Annotated in this window: 11 protein-coding genes; 1 reads left to right on the plus strand and 10 read right to left on the minus strand. The window is 45.0% G+C overall.

The annotated features are described in order from the left end of the window. Nucleotides 1–196: 196 nt before the first annotated feature. The 4 genes from K8S19_10820 to K8S19_10835 form a co-directional block, all read right to left on the minus strand. Nucleotides 197–1,876: a putative DNA binding domain-containing protein gene (locus K8S19_10820; GenBank protein MCD4814168.1), complete on the minus strand. Its 1,680-nt coding sequence runs from the start codon at nt 1,874–1,876 to the stop codon at nt 197–199. A 234-nt stretch (nt 1,877–2,110) separates the two neighbouring features. Then, nucleotides 2,111–3,022: an Abi family protein gene (locus K8S19_10825; GenBank protein ID MCD4814169.1), complete on the minus strand. Its 912-nt coding sequence runs from the start codon at nt 3,020–3,022 to the stop codon at nt 2,111–2,113. Between the two features lie 152 nt (nt 3,023–3,174). After that, complete coding sequence (locus K8S19_10830) at nt 3,175–4,701, minus strand: type I restriction-modification system subunit M (protein MCD4814170.1); 1,527 nt, start codon at nt 4,699–4,701, stop codon at nt 3,175–3,177. Continuing rightward, nucleotides 4,667–5,287 carry a restriction endonuclease subunit S gene (locus K8S19_10835; protein ID MCD4814171.1) on the minus strand — a complete coding sequence of 207 codons (621 nt, stop codon included), beginning with the start codon at nt 5,285–5,287 and terminating at the stop codon, nt 4,667–4,669. The genes K8S19_10830 and K8S19_10835 overlap by 35 nt, the downstream gene beginning before the upstream one ends. A 163-nt stretch (nt 5,288–5,450) precedes the next feature. Between K8S19_10835 and K8S19_10840 the strand changes: the two genes are divergently transcribed. After that, a complete protein-coding gene (locus K8S19_10840; GenBank protein ID MCD4814172.1) occupies nt 5,451–5,633 on the plus strand; it encodes a hypothetical protein in 183 nt (60 codons plus the stop codon). 66 nt (nt 5,634–5,699) lie between these two features. Here K8S19_10840 and K8S19_10845 read toward each other — a convergent pair whose 3' ends face one another. The 6 genes from K8S19_10845 to K8S19_10870 all read right to left on the minus strand — a co-directional run bounded on the left by K8S19_10845 (nt 5,700) and on the right by K8S19_10870 (nt 13,627). Continuing rightward, a complete protein-coding gene (locus K8S19_10845) occupies nt 5,700–6,854 on the minus strand; it encodes a DUF3108 domain-containing protein (protein ID MCD4814173.1) in 1,155 nt (384 codons plus the stop codon). 18 nt (nt 6,855–6,872) lie between these two features. Continuing rightward, a complete protein-coding gene (locus K8S19_10850) occupies nt 6,873–7,877 on the minus strand; it encodes a glycosyltransferase family 9 protein (GenBank protein ID MCD4814174.1) in 1,005 nt (334 codons plus the stop codon). Continuing rightward, entirely contained in the window at nt 7,874–8,467 is a 594-nt protein-coding gene (gmhB, locus tag K8S19_10855; protein MCD4814175.1) for a D-glycero-beta-D-manno-heptose 1,7-bisphosphate 7-phosphatase, read from the minus strand. The genes K8S19_10850 and gmhB overlap by 4 nt, the downstream gene beginning before the upstream one ends. A gap of 121 nt (nt 8,468–8,588) precedes the next feature. Next, nucleotides 8,589–10,448 (minus strand): ATP-binding cassette domain-containing protein, encoded by a 1,860-nt coding sequence (locus K8S19_10860; GenBank protein ID MCD4814176.1) that lies wholly within the window; start codon nt 10,446–10,448, stop codon nt 8,589–8,591. Nucleotides 10,449–10,585: 137 nt separating this feature from the next. Further along, a complete protein-coding gene (locus K8S19_10865; protein MCD4814177.1) occupies nt 10,586–12,817 on the minus strand; it encodes an OmpA family protein in 2,232 nt (743 codons plus the stop codon). Between the two features lie 18 nt (nt 12,818–12,835). Then, nucleotides 12,836–13,627, minus strand: a complete 792-nt coding sequence (locus tag K8S19_10870) for a hypothetical protein (GenBank protein MCD4814178.1) — start codon at nt 13,625–13,627, stop codon at nt 12,836–12,838. Nucleotides 13,628–13,730: the final 103 nt, after the last annotated feature.

The following is a 13,730-nucleotide window of genomic DNA, read 5'->3' on the forward strand; positions in this document are numbered from 1 at the left end:
GCATCACGAAAGTAGCTTTACATGCGGCTTGAGGTCAAACTCGCTGAAATACTCCTATTCTTCTTCTATTCTTCTTCTATTCTTCTTCTATTCTTCTTCTATTCTTCTTCATTTAGGAATAGTCTTTATTTTAAAGCATTTTATTTTTTTGGCTTTTTTTCCCCAATAAATTATTTTTTATTTCATTTCTAAATTACTATTTTCTATTCTTAATTTTATCGATTTTTGTTCGCTTCCACAGCGGTTTACTTTTTATTCCGCTATTTATAATCAACCTATTTTTTTTCATTTTGCTTAATAAATTGCTGATTTTTTTAATCTTTTGCCCAGGTTCAAAAATTTCCGGCAATTTATTCAAAATGAGTTCATCAATTTCCCTTCGAGTGGCTGTCTTGAATTTATCCAAATATTTCAAAATCATCTTTTCATAATGTGCATCATGAAAACCCCGGTTTTTGATATAGCGAGCCTTATCCGAGGCAATTTCTGCCACGGCTGCGGATATATAGACAGCCGGATATCGACCTTCAATAAGATTCCTTTTTTTCAGCCCCCGCGCTGCTTCACTGGATATTTTTTGTTTTTTCTGAATCCTGTCCAACGCCAGTACATCAGTCAGTTCCAAGTCTTTTTTCTCTATTAGGATGCGGGTGTAATTTTCATTGATAATCGTCCCGGGTATAATCATTTTCACATTATTTCTGTCGCTCAAATCATATTCCGGCATGGGCATGAAGCGTTTCCTCTGCTCATGGAACATCCGCCTGATTCCCATACCCAGGGTGTCAATCATATCCAGGCTGACCATGGCTTGCGCCAACAATGTATTGCGATATCGATACGGCGTGCGCTCGTGTAACAGATAATCCTCAACTTTCCCATCAAAAAAATTTCCTATGTTTTGCAAAACCAATTTATCTCTATATTCCGTAACAATGATCCGGGCATTTTGGAAATAATCCTGATGGGCAATACAGTTATTGAGTGCTTCCAACACAATATTCGGATCGTATTTCGCGATTTCCACGGGCAGCAGACGGTTGAACGGCTGGATACGGTAATTGACATTGCGAATTTTGTTATAGATTTCTTCAATGTTCAATAAAAAGGGCGGGCCAAAATGTTCATAGCCCTCCTCTTCCCCCATCAACCGCCAAGTTATTTGGACAGGATGCGGGGATAGCCGGACAGAGGCTTCCGGTTTCCCGAGCAGAATAATGGCCGCTCTTGTCAATTGTCCATCCTGTAGTAACTTTATTTTTTCTAAAAAAACTTCATCTTTCCATTTTTTAATCACTGCTTTAAGCCTGGAGTTTTTCGATGCGACTTTTTTCCTGGCCAATTTTAAGGCATCCCGATCCAAGTCTTTGATTGATGCGTTTGGGCATAATTCAGTGCTCCAGTCTTTGGGCGCCTGATTGCGTATCTCATCTTGTTCAGGGAGGGATAGCGCACCCAGCGAGCTTCCATTTCTGCCATGATAATGCCCTTGCCAGGACGTAGGAATCCCCGGCAGCGCTGCCGGTATCTGCATCAAAATTACTCGTTTTTTATTCACCTCTACTTCATATATTTCCTGGAAGGTGATGCCATTGGTTTGTTGTGCAATCTCATGTTTCAGACTCTCCAAATCTTTCTTGCTTATCCGGTAGCGAGTCCCCACAATTGTCCTTGGTAGCTTGTCTTTAATCCCAAAAATCAGCCAACCAGATTGTTTCTTTTTTAGATTGGCTTCATTACTCAAGGCAGAAAAATATTTCCCGAGCTTTCTGGAATCAAAATCTTTTTTAGCCTCTTTAAACTCAAGCCATTCTGTTTCTATAGGCATTGACCTAAACTCGGTTAGCTTTACTATTAATTGCTCTTCTGTAAACATAATGCCTCCCCTACACCAATCCCAATTCTTTCAGATATTTATCCATTTCCTTGCGGACATACGCCTCCACCAGGGCACACTCTTTTTTATTTCTCTGAAAAACATTCGCCTTCATCTAGCTGAAAATGCCGCTCAAAGTTATTATCTTGTTATCCTATTATAGGAGCCAATATCAGTTTCTTAAAAAATATTATACTTTTCTGCACCAATTTTTGAACACTGCGCGGCTTATAATTACCCTTGTTGGTTTTTCCATATCGGGCATTCCTGCCAATCTTTCGGAAAACCCATAGGCTCCCATGGCAACTCTTTATAGCGATTCAGCAGATCCAAAAAACGCTCTTGCCAGCAACTTTTTGGTGCAATAATTCTCAACAAATACCGCAAAATGGTCAAAATGGAAAACATACGATTGGTTTTTCCAAAAACATCCACCGGTTCATACCATTCCGGTTGAATCCTTTTCTCCGGGATAAATGGTTTGATTGCCAATTCCCGGTCACGTAGCCGTCCATGATGGGCACAGATGTTTCTGACATAATTCAAACTTCGGAGCCAGGAATTCAAGACCGGTCCTGGAATATCAAAGCACTTTGCGACCTTGACTTGAATGTGCTTCTCCAATTCCTGATACAAGATGAGCATATTACCGAAAGTCATAAGCTCAGACGCCATCCACAATGGCAAATCATTATGCTCCAAATATTTCTGCTTAAAATGTTTTACAAACTCTTCATGGCTTTTTTCCGCAGCATCCCGAAGGGTATTTTGCAATTTATTGATTTCATCAGATTTATTTTTCGAGCGCAAACAACTTGGGTTTAAATATACAAATGCATCTTGATGGTGAGTAGTAAATATCTCAGTCATTTTCGTTTTAACCGCAATTTCTATTCTTTCTATGGCATCAAGGACAATCAAACGCAGTTGGCGGTCAAAAGTATATCTTCTCCAGATTTTTTCAATAGTTATGTCCGGTTTAAACGTATTGTCAGGATTTCGAAAGGGATACCAATAGGTGCTAAGCCGGTAATAATTTACGCTACCTAAAATCGAGGTTAATAAGTCGCGGTCTGCTATTAATCCGCGTGAAATTAATTGGTCGGCTTGTTGTTCAAAGGTAAGTGAAGGTTTTTTATACTGCATAAAAACCCTCCTGAAAAAGAAAAACCCGCCACATTTTGGCATATCCTCGAAAGGACCTAGGCCTGGCGGGTACTAAAATTAGTATCGTAGTATTCTGATAGTTCGTCAAGCAATTTATCCGGTTTTTAGTATTCATTCCGTTGCTCATTATTTCACACCAATCCCAATTCTTTCAAATATTTATCCATTTCCTTGCGGGTTTTTCCCAGTTCCCCTTCAATTTGCTTGATCTCCTGCTGTACGGCTTTGATGTCGATATCTTCCTCTTCTTCAAAGGTATCCACATACCGCGGAATGTTGAGATTGAATTCCGCTTCTCTGATTTCATCGAGTGTAGTCAGATGAGAGTACTTTTCAATCTCTTTGAATCCTTTGTAGGTGTCGATTATTTTCTTGATATCCTGCCGGCGCAATTTGTTCTGCTTTTTGTTGTCATCAAATTCGCGGCTGGCATCAATAAAGAGGATGTGCTTATCCCGCTTGGTTTTGGCCTTGGTCCAGGACTTGCGACCCTTATTGAAGACCATGATGGCGGCCGGAATACCCGTTCCGAAAAACAATTGAGACGGCAGTCCGATAACTGCTTCCAGAATATTTTCTTCTATAAATTGCCGGCGTATTTTCCCTTCTGCGCCACTGCGGAAAAGCACACCATGCGGGACAACCACCCCGACTTTGCCTTCGCCCTCCATGGCAATATCCACCATGTGGGTGATAAAAGCATAGTCCCCGCGGCTCTTGGGAGGCAAACCACGCCAAAAACGGTTGTATGGATCGCTTTCCGCTTCTTTGATCCCCCACTTATCCAGTGAGAATGGCGGATTGGCAACCACGATGTTGAATCGAATAAGATCATCTTTTTCCAAAAGCTTGGGATTGGTGATGGTATCACACCATTCTATCCGGGCATTATCCACATCGTGCAAAAACATATTCATCCTGCACAAAGCCCAGGTTGAGCCATTACTTTCCTGACCAGCCAGAAAATAGTTTGGTGACCCAATATGTTTCCCCACTTTGATCAGAAGCGATCCTGAACCACAGGCAGGATCACATATTTTATCCCCTTCTTTGGGGTCCATCAATTCTGCAATAAGTGTGGATACTTCCGGTGGCGTGTAAAATTCCCCGGCTTTTTTACCTGCTCCTGCCGCAAATCGTTCTATCAGGTATTCATAAACATCGCCAATCACATCCCGATTGCCTATATGGGATGGTCGCAGGTCCATCTTCTCTTCATCACCAAAATCTTCAAGCAGGTTTTTGAGACGTCTATTTCGTTCTTTTGCCAGTCCCAGATTCACGTCACTATTGAAATCAATGTTACGGAATACACCTTCCAGTTTGGTTTTATTAACATCTTCCATTTTTTCCAAAGCAATATTAATCAGTTCACCGATATTATCTACATCTCTTTTTTTAAACAGATAATCAAATTCAGCTGCTTTTGGTACAACAAAGCGTTCGCGACCGAGAGCACGCTCAATCCGAGTTTTGTCACCTTTGTATTTTTCTGCATACTCTCTGCGTTTGTCTTTCCATATATCACTGGTATATTTGATAAAGAGCATGGTCAGAATATAGTTTTTGTACTCTGCCGGATCAACCGACCCTCTAAAAGAATCACAGGCTTTCCAGGCTTGATCATTGACTGTTTTTTGATTGATCGGTGAATTCATTGATATCTCCTGATTGGTAAATTTTATTGATGCAAAATTGGTTGATTAGTTTTTCTTTATTGTCTTTCAACTCATCCAACAATTGAATTTCTTTATTTTTCAGCTCGATTATTTTTTCAATCTTAGCTTGAATTTCAATCGGAGGCAATTCAATCCTTATATCTGCTAAAACTTTTATCGATACAAATGATAGATAACTGCTACCCGCTCTCTCCTGGAGCACATTTTGAATCGGCGCTTGATTAAGCCACCAGGCTAAGTATCCCGGTCTCGCTTTATCCGTTTTAAGTCTACAAACATAAAAAGTACTTGCCGCTAATACATTACTATAATTTTCTTTAATATGAACAGACTGATGATTAAACCCTCTTGCCTGAAACAAAACGTTATCTTGTTTCACTGCGTAGAGCTCCGGTTTACGCCTGGGACAAAACCTTATCAAATTGTTAAAATCTATTTTCTTGTCTTCCTTAATATCTTTTGCCTGAATAAGCCTGTACGTGCCTTCTTTTTCAGAGATGATTTTTTCACTTGATTGATATCCTGCCTGTAGTTCAACGATATCTCTTAATAATAACCTCTCCATATTTCCTCCGTAAGTAACGCGCTATAATATTTATAACAGAACTCGTAATTATTGTCAATTTTTATTTTTCGTTTTTTCAGTTACTTACTTATTTCTGTTGATTTTAAGGGGGATGTCAAGTACGATTCCAAACACAACAACACTTTCCCTGGAGGTTGAATTTATGCAGCTACTCCGTTCATCGATTCCTATGGTCTTGGAAGTCGACCACATCGACGTCAACGTCCTGCATCTTGCGTTGCATGAATACAAAGATCGCTTGAAACAAAATCGGACAACACGGTATAAGAAGGAACTCTATGAACGACTGAACCGTATGATCGCACTGGTGGATTTGATGATGTAACTAGCCAACCCTAAAAAAGTCATACTACAATTTATTTCTTGTTGAAACCTGTGCGGACTATATTTTTTAAAAATCCACCACCGCTGCATCACGAAGCACAATATCAATGGTCCCGATAATAATGCCGCTTTTAATCAAAACCGGGACCCGGCGTTTATCATTGGTGAGCCAAATATGAATCTTCCCCTGATGTTTAAAAACACCCTCAAATTTTAAATAGGGTTCGACAACCAAACAATCAAACTCCCCTGCCGGTACGCGCACCTTTTCCCGGCGAATCACTTTGACCAGCACCTCATACTGCTTGCCGTCATCTGCCAGCACGGGAATCGTCGTCTCATCACCGATTTCTTGTTCCAATGTCCGGTAAAAATAAAATTCCGAGAGCACATCCTGCACCAGGGGAGGTGCATCAATGATCGTCCGCCCTTTGTCTTTAATCACCTTCCGATTAACCTGATCGTAAATCATGTGGGAATCATTGGAATACTTACCTTCACGCAAATGCTTTTCATACCGCCAGGAAAATAAGCTCTGGGCGTCAAAAAAAGATTCAATGCGGTCACGTACCTTGAAAAACCATTCAAATGCCGGATGGGTACGCGCTTCCGCCACAATATGCAACGTCGGGCGTCCATTCATTTCAGGACCGGGATTTACGGACAGCGTTGCGTAACCCGCTGAAATTCCAAAATATTCTATGGAAAAATGCAGCCGCTCACCCGGACCGAAAGCTGCATTGGGCCGCAAAGGAAACAACACCGGCTCCGGTGTCACAACCGGCGTTGTCATTCGTACCGCTTTGGGAGATTGGACGGAAACTATTTTCAGCTTTGGGGTGATTTTCAGAGGCACGGGATGCCGGGCCGGGAGAGTCCCCAAGATAAGAACCTGCCCTGGTTCAATCCTATCCGGGTTTGTAATCTGATTGGTTTTTGCCAAGTGTTGATAGTGCCAAGGATCACCATAAAATTTTTCACAAATATTCCAGAGACAGTCTCCTGCCACAACAATATAGGTTTCTTCTGATTGCCGCAAATGATTCCGAGGCTCAGGCGGACGACTTGGCGGTTGTGCTATTGGCGTGGCTGTTACGGTGACACGATTAACAGGTGTGGGTGTTGCCTGCATAACGTGAAATTCAGTTTTCCCGGTTGCACATCCCGTGAGTAATCCAGCCATCAAAAACAGGGTAAAATAAGTGAGATAATTTTTATACATACAGTCTATCCTGTCGGGCTATGAAATATACTGCCTTACCGCTTTTACAACATCTTCAATCCGTATCTCTTGCACCGCAGTTGGGTCACCGGTTGTCGGCGGGGTCAACACACTCACGCGTCTTCCCAAAGGTCCCCAGCGTACCGGCCCGGTCACCCCTTGGGCGGGAAAAACCGTCACCACCGGAACATCCAGCGCGGCCGCCATATGCAGCGGCCCGGTATTGCCTGCAATAAAAAGATCGGCTTGCTTAATCAACGCCGCCAATTGCTGCAATGTAACGGTTGTTTCCAACACAGAAAGCTTCGGCTTGCAAGCCTTATCTGCTAAATGCAGAAGCGGTTGTTCATCTATAGACCCCGTGAGTAAAATTTTGCATTGATATTGTTGGATTAATTTTTCAGCCAGCCGGCCGTATTGCTCCGGACGCCAGTTGGAAGAAGAACCATGCCCGCCCGGATGGATACCAATCCACATGTCACCCGGTTTGCGACCCAAAGATTGATAATAATCTTTTGCCCATTGCTCTGCCGAAGACAAAACTTCAAGCTTTGGGGGAGACAATACCACTTCCACACCCAGCGCACGCACCAAGTCAAGATTATACTCCGCTTCATGCCTTTGAGCTTTTGCCCGGCTATGTTTTACTTTTTTGTTGAATAATACAGACCACCAGCGCCGGGCTGTACCGATCCGGAGCGGAATACGTGCGCGTAACAGACTCCAGGATATATGCTTGTCCGGAAAAACCGCCAAGGCGGCGTCATAATGACCCGCCCGCAAGATTGCGATTAATTTCTTCCGTCCCCGGCAGCCGCGATGCGCGCCTTGTTTATCATAAGCAATCACAGTGTCTACTGCCGGATGGTTTTCAATCAGATCAGATGTGTACGCTGCCACCAACATATCCACGGCTGCCTGCGGAAATGCCTGTTTCAGTGCTTGGCAAACCGGCAAGGTGAGCAGGGTGTCCCCCAACGCATCCGTACGGCAAACCAATATTTTTTTTAGATTGGCATTCACGGCATACTTTCCTGCGAAATATTTTTTTGCGAAAGTATTTTTCCTGCTGCATCCCCAAGGTCCGACGCTACAAAATCAGGCCGGTCCTTTTCTGAAAAACCTGTTTGCACAACCGTGCCGCCATATCCGGTCAGCACCAAAATCGTCCCGAGCTGTTTTGATTTCCCAAACTGAATATCTGCCAGCTTATCTCCGATCACCCAGCTTCCGGACAGATCAATCTGCAAATCTTTTTGCGCATCTTCCAGCATGCCGGGTTGGGGTTTGCGGCAGCGGCACGCCAGGGTGTATTCAGGAACAGTTCCCTGCGAATGATGCGGGCAATAATAAATGCCATCAAGTGTCACACCGTTTTCCGCCAGCATCGCTTGCAAGCGCGCGTTGACCGCATGCACGGTCTGTTCATTAAAATATCCGCGCGCAACACCGGACTGATTGGTGGTCACGACCAACAGATAACCTGCCGCCTGAAGCTGCTTTAATCCTTCCACGGCGCCGGGCAGCAGTGCAACCCCTGCCGGATCAGCCAGATATTCAGCATCACGAATGATTGTCCCGTCACGGTCTAAAAATACAGCTGATTTTTGCATTTTAAAATTCCTTTATCTGTTTCACCGCTGAGACGCTAAGTACGCAGAGAATTTAAATCATATTTTTTATCATTACTGTCCAAGTTAATCGAGCATCCTGTTTTCTACTCGCCCTAAACACTTATTTTTTTCTGACTTTCTTTTTTGCAGTTGCTGCTTTTTTCTTCACAACTTTCTTAGGTGCCGCCTTCCGGACCGTTTTTTTCGATTTGGATCTCACCGCCGGTTGAATACCCGCCATGCTCCGGTTCATGCCGAACTGCATGCGGACCAATTTTTGATACAGACCCCGTTTGCGCAGTAAGTCCGAGTGCTTCCCCCGCTCCACAATGCGTCCGTTGTCTATTACAATAATTTGGCTGGCATGCTGGACCGTCGAGAGACGGTGCGCAATGACAAAGGTCGTCCGGTGCATCATCAGTTTTTCCAAAGCACTCTGAATAAGACGCTCGGATTCGGTATCCAATGCCGAGGTCGCCTCATCCAATATTAAAATAGGCGGATTCTTCAAAATTGCCCTGGCAATGGCCAACCGCTGACGCTGGCCGCCGGAGAGCTTGACTCCGCGCTCGCCGATCATGGTTTCGTAGCCTTGCCTGCTCTGTATAATAAACTCATGTGCATTGGCTGCCTGTGCCGCTTTTTCGATCTCCGCCATGGTTGCATCGGGTTTGCCATAGGCAATGTTATTCCGGATATTATCATTAAATAATATCGTGTCCTGGGTGACCAACCCGATCATGGAGCGGAGCGACCGGATACTGATCTGACGCAAGTCCACTCCGTCAATTTTAATTTCTCCCTGACTCACATCAGAAAACCGGGGAATCAAATCCACCAAAGTGGTTTTACCCGCACCCGACCGTCCCACAATGGCCAATACCTCGCCGGACTTGACCTTGAGGTCGATATCCTGCAAAACCATTTTGTCCGGTGTATATCCGAAGTCCACCTGCTTGAACTCAATCTTCGATTTCACGGTCTTCACATGCTTGGGATGTTTGACATCCTGAATCAGCGGGGCCTTGTCCAGCACCTCAAAAACACGCTGCGCAGCTGCCAAAGCCTGCTGAATCGTATTGTTGATCCCGGCAATGCTTTTCACCTGCGGATAGAGCGAGGCCAATCCGCCAAAAAAAGCAAAGAACGTTCCTGAGGTCGATTCGCCGCGAATGACTTGCGCCCCGGCCCAGGCAATCATAACGCAGATCCCGATCGAACCGATAAATTCCATGAGCGGGCTGGAAATTGCGGTTTTGCGCAAAGCGCGCATGACCAGATCAAAATAATGCCGCAACTCTTGACCAAAGCGCTTGATTTCATAAGGCTGCATGGAAAAAGCCTTCACCACCCGAATACCGGTGATGCTCTCGTGCAGGACTGACGTCACATCCGCCATCTTTGCTTGCGAGTCACGCGAAATGGAGCGCAGCGCTTTACCAATATAGATAATGGGATAAACCGCGACGGGAAATACAAATAGAGAAATAATCGCCAGTTTCCAATCGAGATAAAAAAGCAAGCTTACCAGTGCTGCGATATTCAGAAGCGATCCCATAAGACGCCCCAGCACGTTCGATACCGCAGACTGCATCAAGGTGGCGTCATGGGTAATCCGTGAAATCAAAAGACCGCTGCGCTGGCCATGAAAAAAAGCCAGTTCCTGCCCGAGCAGATGGGCATAAACCTGATTACGAATATCCATGACAATCCGATTCCCAATATTGTTGATCAGGTAATCCTGGCCGTAGGTGAAAAGGCCTTTAAATAAATAGGTCAATAAAATCGCCAATGGCACCAAGCGCAAATACACCAAAGCCTGGGCCTTGTCCGCATTCCCAAAAACCTGATCCAAAACCGGTTTTATCAGATACATCCCCAGTGCTGTGAGACCCGCAGTCATTGCCAAACAAACCAGTGCCACGAGGATGCGCGGTACATAGGGTTTGGCGTATTGCAGCAATCTTAAGTAGAGTTTCATAGAGTGTAATTTCCTTTATTCATTTTGGGGTATTTTAGCATATTTCCCAACGCTTCCATGCTGTAAAAAAGCACGGCCCGCAGACCTGCGAGCCGTGCTTTTTTACCCTGTGATCTTGTCTGCCACCGTCTGTTTTATTACTGTGGTATCCGAATAATAATTTCAACCCGCCGATTTTTCTTGCGCCCTGATTTAGTCCGGTTGGTGGCAATCGGTTTGGTCGGCCCCCAACCTTTGATCCCCAGCTGATAATCCGGCACACCCTGCTGGTCCACCAGGAAACGTCTGGCCGACTCTGCACGCACCAGCGAAAGTTTCATATTCATTTTTTTTGATCCGGTCGAATCGGTATGTCCTTCCAGTACACATTCACTATTGGTTTCATCCTGAACCAGATAAGCACCTTTGATGACCTTGTCAAACATTTCCGCAGTTAGATAAGCCTTGCCGGTACTAAAGAGAATCCCCCCCACTTTCAGGGTTGTCCGGTTTTCATTGGGATATACCTGGCCTTTCACCGGCCGAATTTTATCCGCAATTAAAATTTGATTGTCATATTCATCAATATAGGTAAACTCATAACGATACGTGCCGTTATTGGGCACCACGGTCCCGTTTTCATCCTTGGAATCCCAGGCAAAGGCTTTAAACATTTCCTCCTGGGTCTGGTAGGAGCGCACCATATTATTGGCCGCATCAAAAATATCCAACTTCCAGTTCTTGGTATTTTTCACAGGTCGACGAATCGAAAAATAGACTTTGTCCGGATAAACCTCATAGTTTTTACTGGTATACAATTTAGGAATCGTATCCACAATCACAACCGTCCCTTTGACCACTTTGGAGCCTTCCGCGCTTTTCAGGGTCAGGGCATAGGGATACTGGCTCTTGGAAGAAACCCGTTTCTTTTTATACTTACCATTCCAGACAAAAGACTGGTCCGGGAATCCGCGGCCTCGATATGATTTTTTGATTTTACCGCGCCGGTCGGTGATCTTAAGGTTCCAAGATTGCACTTCACCGATATCATCCACCACTTTGGGAATAATGGTAATGGTCCCGGTAAAGCCGATAAACTTTCCGCGCAGCTTGGGAATCTTGCCTGTCAAGGTGGGCTGCGGTGTCGGCCGTTTGGTCGGTGTAACTGTCACGGTTGGCGTCACCGTCGCAGTCGCGGTCGGGGTCGCGGTCATGGTCGCCGGCGGCGCCACCAAGCCTCCGGTATGCCAGTCAATGGAAAGCTGATGGTTCCACTCCGGGCTCTGCCCCGGGTAGCTCCCCAGTTCCTTGCCATAATATGCCCAATCAACATTGATAAAACTGGTGACCAGCGATATGCCGGCCGTTGGATACCCTTGGTAAAGACCGCCGCGCAACGCAACTAAACCGGATAACAGAAATTCCACACCCACACGAAATTTCGAAAAATTAATCGCCGTCGCATTGTTGGCGGTATTTTTCCACTCATTGTCCCCCTGCCAGTTAAGCTCGACAACATCCACTGCCAAAACAGTTGCCAAGTCTTCAAAATTTAAATACCAGGGTTCATAAGCAAAACCAAGCTTGAAATTTGGAACCATGACTTCATCCAGCATGCGGGTGTAAATGTCCGCCACCACCAACGCAACGGAGATCTCATCGGTGGGTTGGTACAGCATACCAATATCGAGTCCACCACCCCAGAGCTGTTCCGTCTCAATATCATCCATATCCAGCACATTACGATTTTCTTCATAGGAACGGATAAGTTGTGTCGCTTTAATGGTAAAACCACCCGCCAAATAACCGAACTTAGGAATATCCCATCCCCATCCCCAGGCAAACGTCTCAATGAGCCCGGCACGCAGGTTCCAGCTCGCCTCAGGTAATAAAATCGCGCCGGTCTCCAACGCCATATCCGTAAAAATCCAGATTCCCGAACCAAAATTAGGTTGGATATACTTAATACTGGTGTTGAGATTGAAATGCATACGCGTATTGGAGAGCTGATCAATCGCATCAATCGTCTCTGGCGACATCGTCCCGCCATCCATAAATTCAGTAAATGCTCCCGTATTTGAGAGAAGATACGATAGGTTGTCAAAAGACTTCGTATCCCAGCCCAACGCATAATCAGGAAAAGTAAAACGCCAATAATTCAGACGTGCCAAACCGGCCGGATTGTAGAACATGGCATTTTCATCATTGGCAACCGCGATAAAGGCGCCGCCCATCCCCATGGGCCGGATGCCCTGAATAAAAATACGCTCTGTATTGTCCCCCAGCTGATATTGCTGACGACGGGACTCACCTGCCATGCTCAGAAGCGGTAACAATAAAAAGGCAGTGGTTAAACAAATAATCAGATTTCGTTGTATGCGGTGTGACATTCCGTTCCTCCCTAAGGCTTACTGGTAAGCCAGCGTCTGCCAATCCTCAAACATAGTCATCACATCGGTAATCAACTCTTGCGTACCGCTCCCGCTATGTTCAGCAGCGGTCTGCAAACGCGCCATGGCACTGTCAATATCAATCTGCATATCCGTAATAAAACCAAGCGATGGTTGATTGTTGGCGCTGTCCAAGAGCCAATAAAAATCCTCCGGCAATTGCGCCAGCAATGCAGGTGAAAATAAACCGGCCAATAAAACGCTGTCAGTGGTTTTGTTCAAAGATGTAATTGCAAAATCAGTGGAAATGACCTCGATCTTAGCTGTAATCTTGAGAATGTAAAAAATCCCCAAGGTCAAATTAATAGTGGCATCTGTCGAGACATAAGGACCTGATGTCTGACCCAGCGCAACCGGATCAAGCACCGCGATCAAGGTCCGGAGCATGACCTCCACCTCTGCCATCGTGGTAACCCCCCAATGGCTGGGAACCAGCAATTCTATGCTGTCGCCGCTGTCACTCTCCAATGCGGACATGAGCACATTGACAAACTCTCCCAAACTAAATCCCTGCGCCTTCATATAGGCTTCTGCATAGCCGACGCGGGCTTCCGAACTGACCGAATCATGTTCACATGCCAGACGAAAATATTCCGCTGCCTTTACATAATCACCCTTGGACATGGCCGCGTGACCATCAGCAACCAAAACACTGGCATTGGATTCTTTGCCGTCATTATGCATGGTGGTAAACAGGTTACAACCCGTCAAAGATGAAATGAACAATACACCAATTACAAGATATAGCATTGGAGTCCTATGCATGGAACCTCACCTCGTGTTTTTTTAAAATTATAACGCAGATACACTTGCTGCGTCAATTCTTTGATGCATTTATTTTGTAAAATATTTT

This window comes from bacterium (assembly GCA_021108215.1).
Taxonomy (GTDB): Bacteria; Oederibacteriota; JAAXVQ01; order JAAXVQ01; family JAUVAV01; genus JAIORK01.

Excerpts from the sequence above, each read along its gene's own strand:
- K8S19_10865 (MCD4814177.1), bottom strand. The coding sequence starts at position 12,817 with ATGTCACACCGCATACAACGAAATCTGATTATTTGTTTAACCACTGCC.
- K8S19_10840 (MCD4814172.1), top strand. The coding sequence starts at position 5,451 with ATGCAGCTACTCCGTTCATCGATTCCTATGGTCTTGGAAGTCGACCAC.
- K8S19_10820 (MCD4814168.1), bottom strand. The coding sequence starts at position 1,876 with ATGTTTACAGAAGAGCAATTAATAGTAAAGCTAACCGAGTTTAGGTCA.
- K8S19_10825 (MCD4814169.1), bottom strand. The coding sequence starts at position 3,022 with ATGCAGTATAAAAAACCTTCACTTACCTTTGAACAACAAGCCGACCAA.
- K8S19_10830 (MCD4814170.1), bottom strand. The coding sequence starts at position 4,701 with ATGAATTCACCGATCAATCAAAAAACAGTCAATGATCAAGCCTGGAAA.
- K8S19_10835 (MCD4814171.1), bottom strand. The coding sequence starts at position 5,287 with ATGGAGAGGTTATTATTAAGAGATATCGTTGAACTACAGGCAGGATAT.
- gmhB (MCD4814175.1), bottom strand. The coding sequence starts at position 8,467 with ATGCAAAAATCAGCTGTATTTTTAGACCGTGACGGGACAATCATTCGT.
- K8S19_10845 (MCD4814173.1), bottom strand. The coding sequence starts at position 6,854 with ATGTATAAAAATTATCTCACTTATTTTACCCTGTTTTTGATGGCTGGA.
- K8S19_10860 (MCD4814176.1), bottom strand. The coding sequence starts at position 10,448 with ATGAAACTCTACTTAAGATTGCTGCAATACGCCAAACCCTATGTACCG.
- K8S19_10870 (MCD4814178.1), bottom strand. The coding sequence starts at position 13,627 with ATGCTATATCTTGTAATTGGTGTATTGTTCATTTCATCTTTGACGGGT.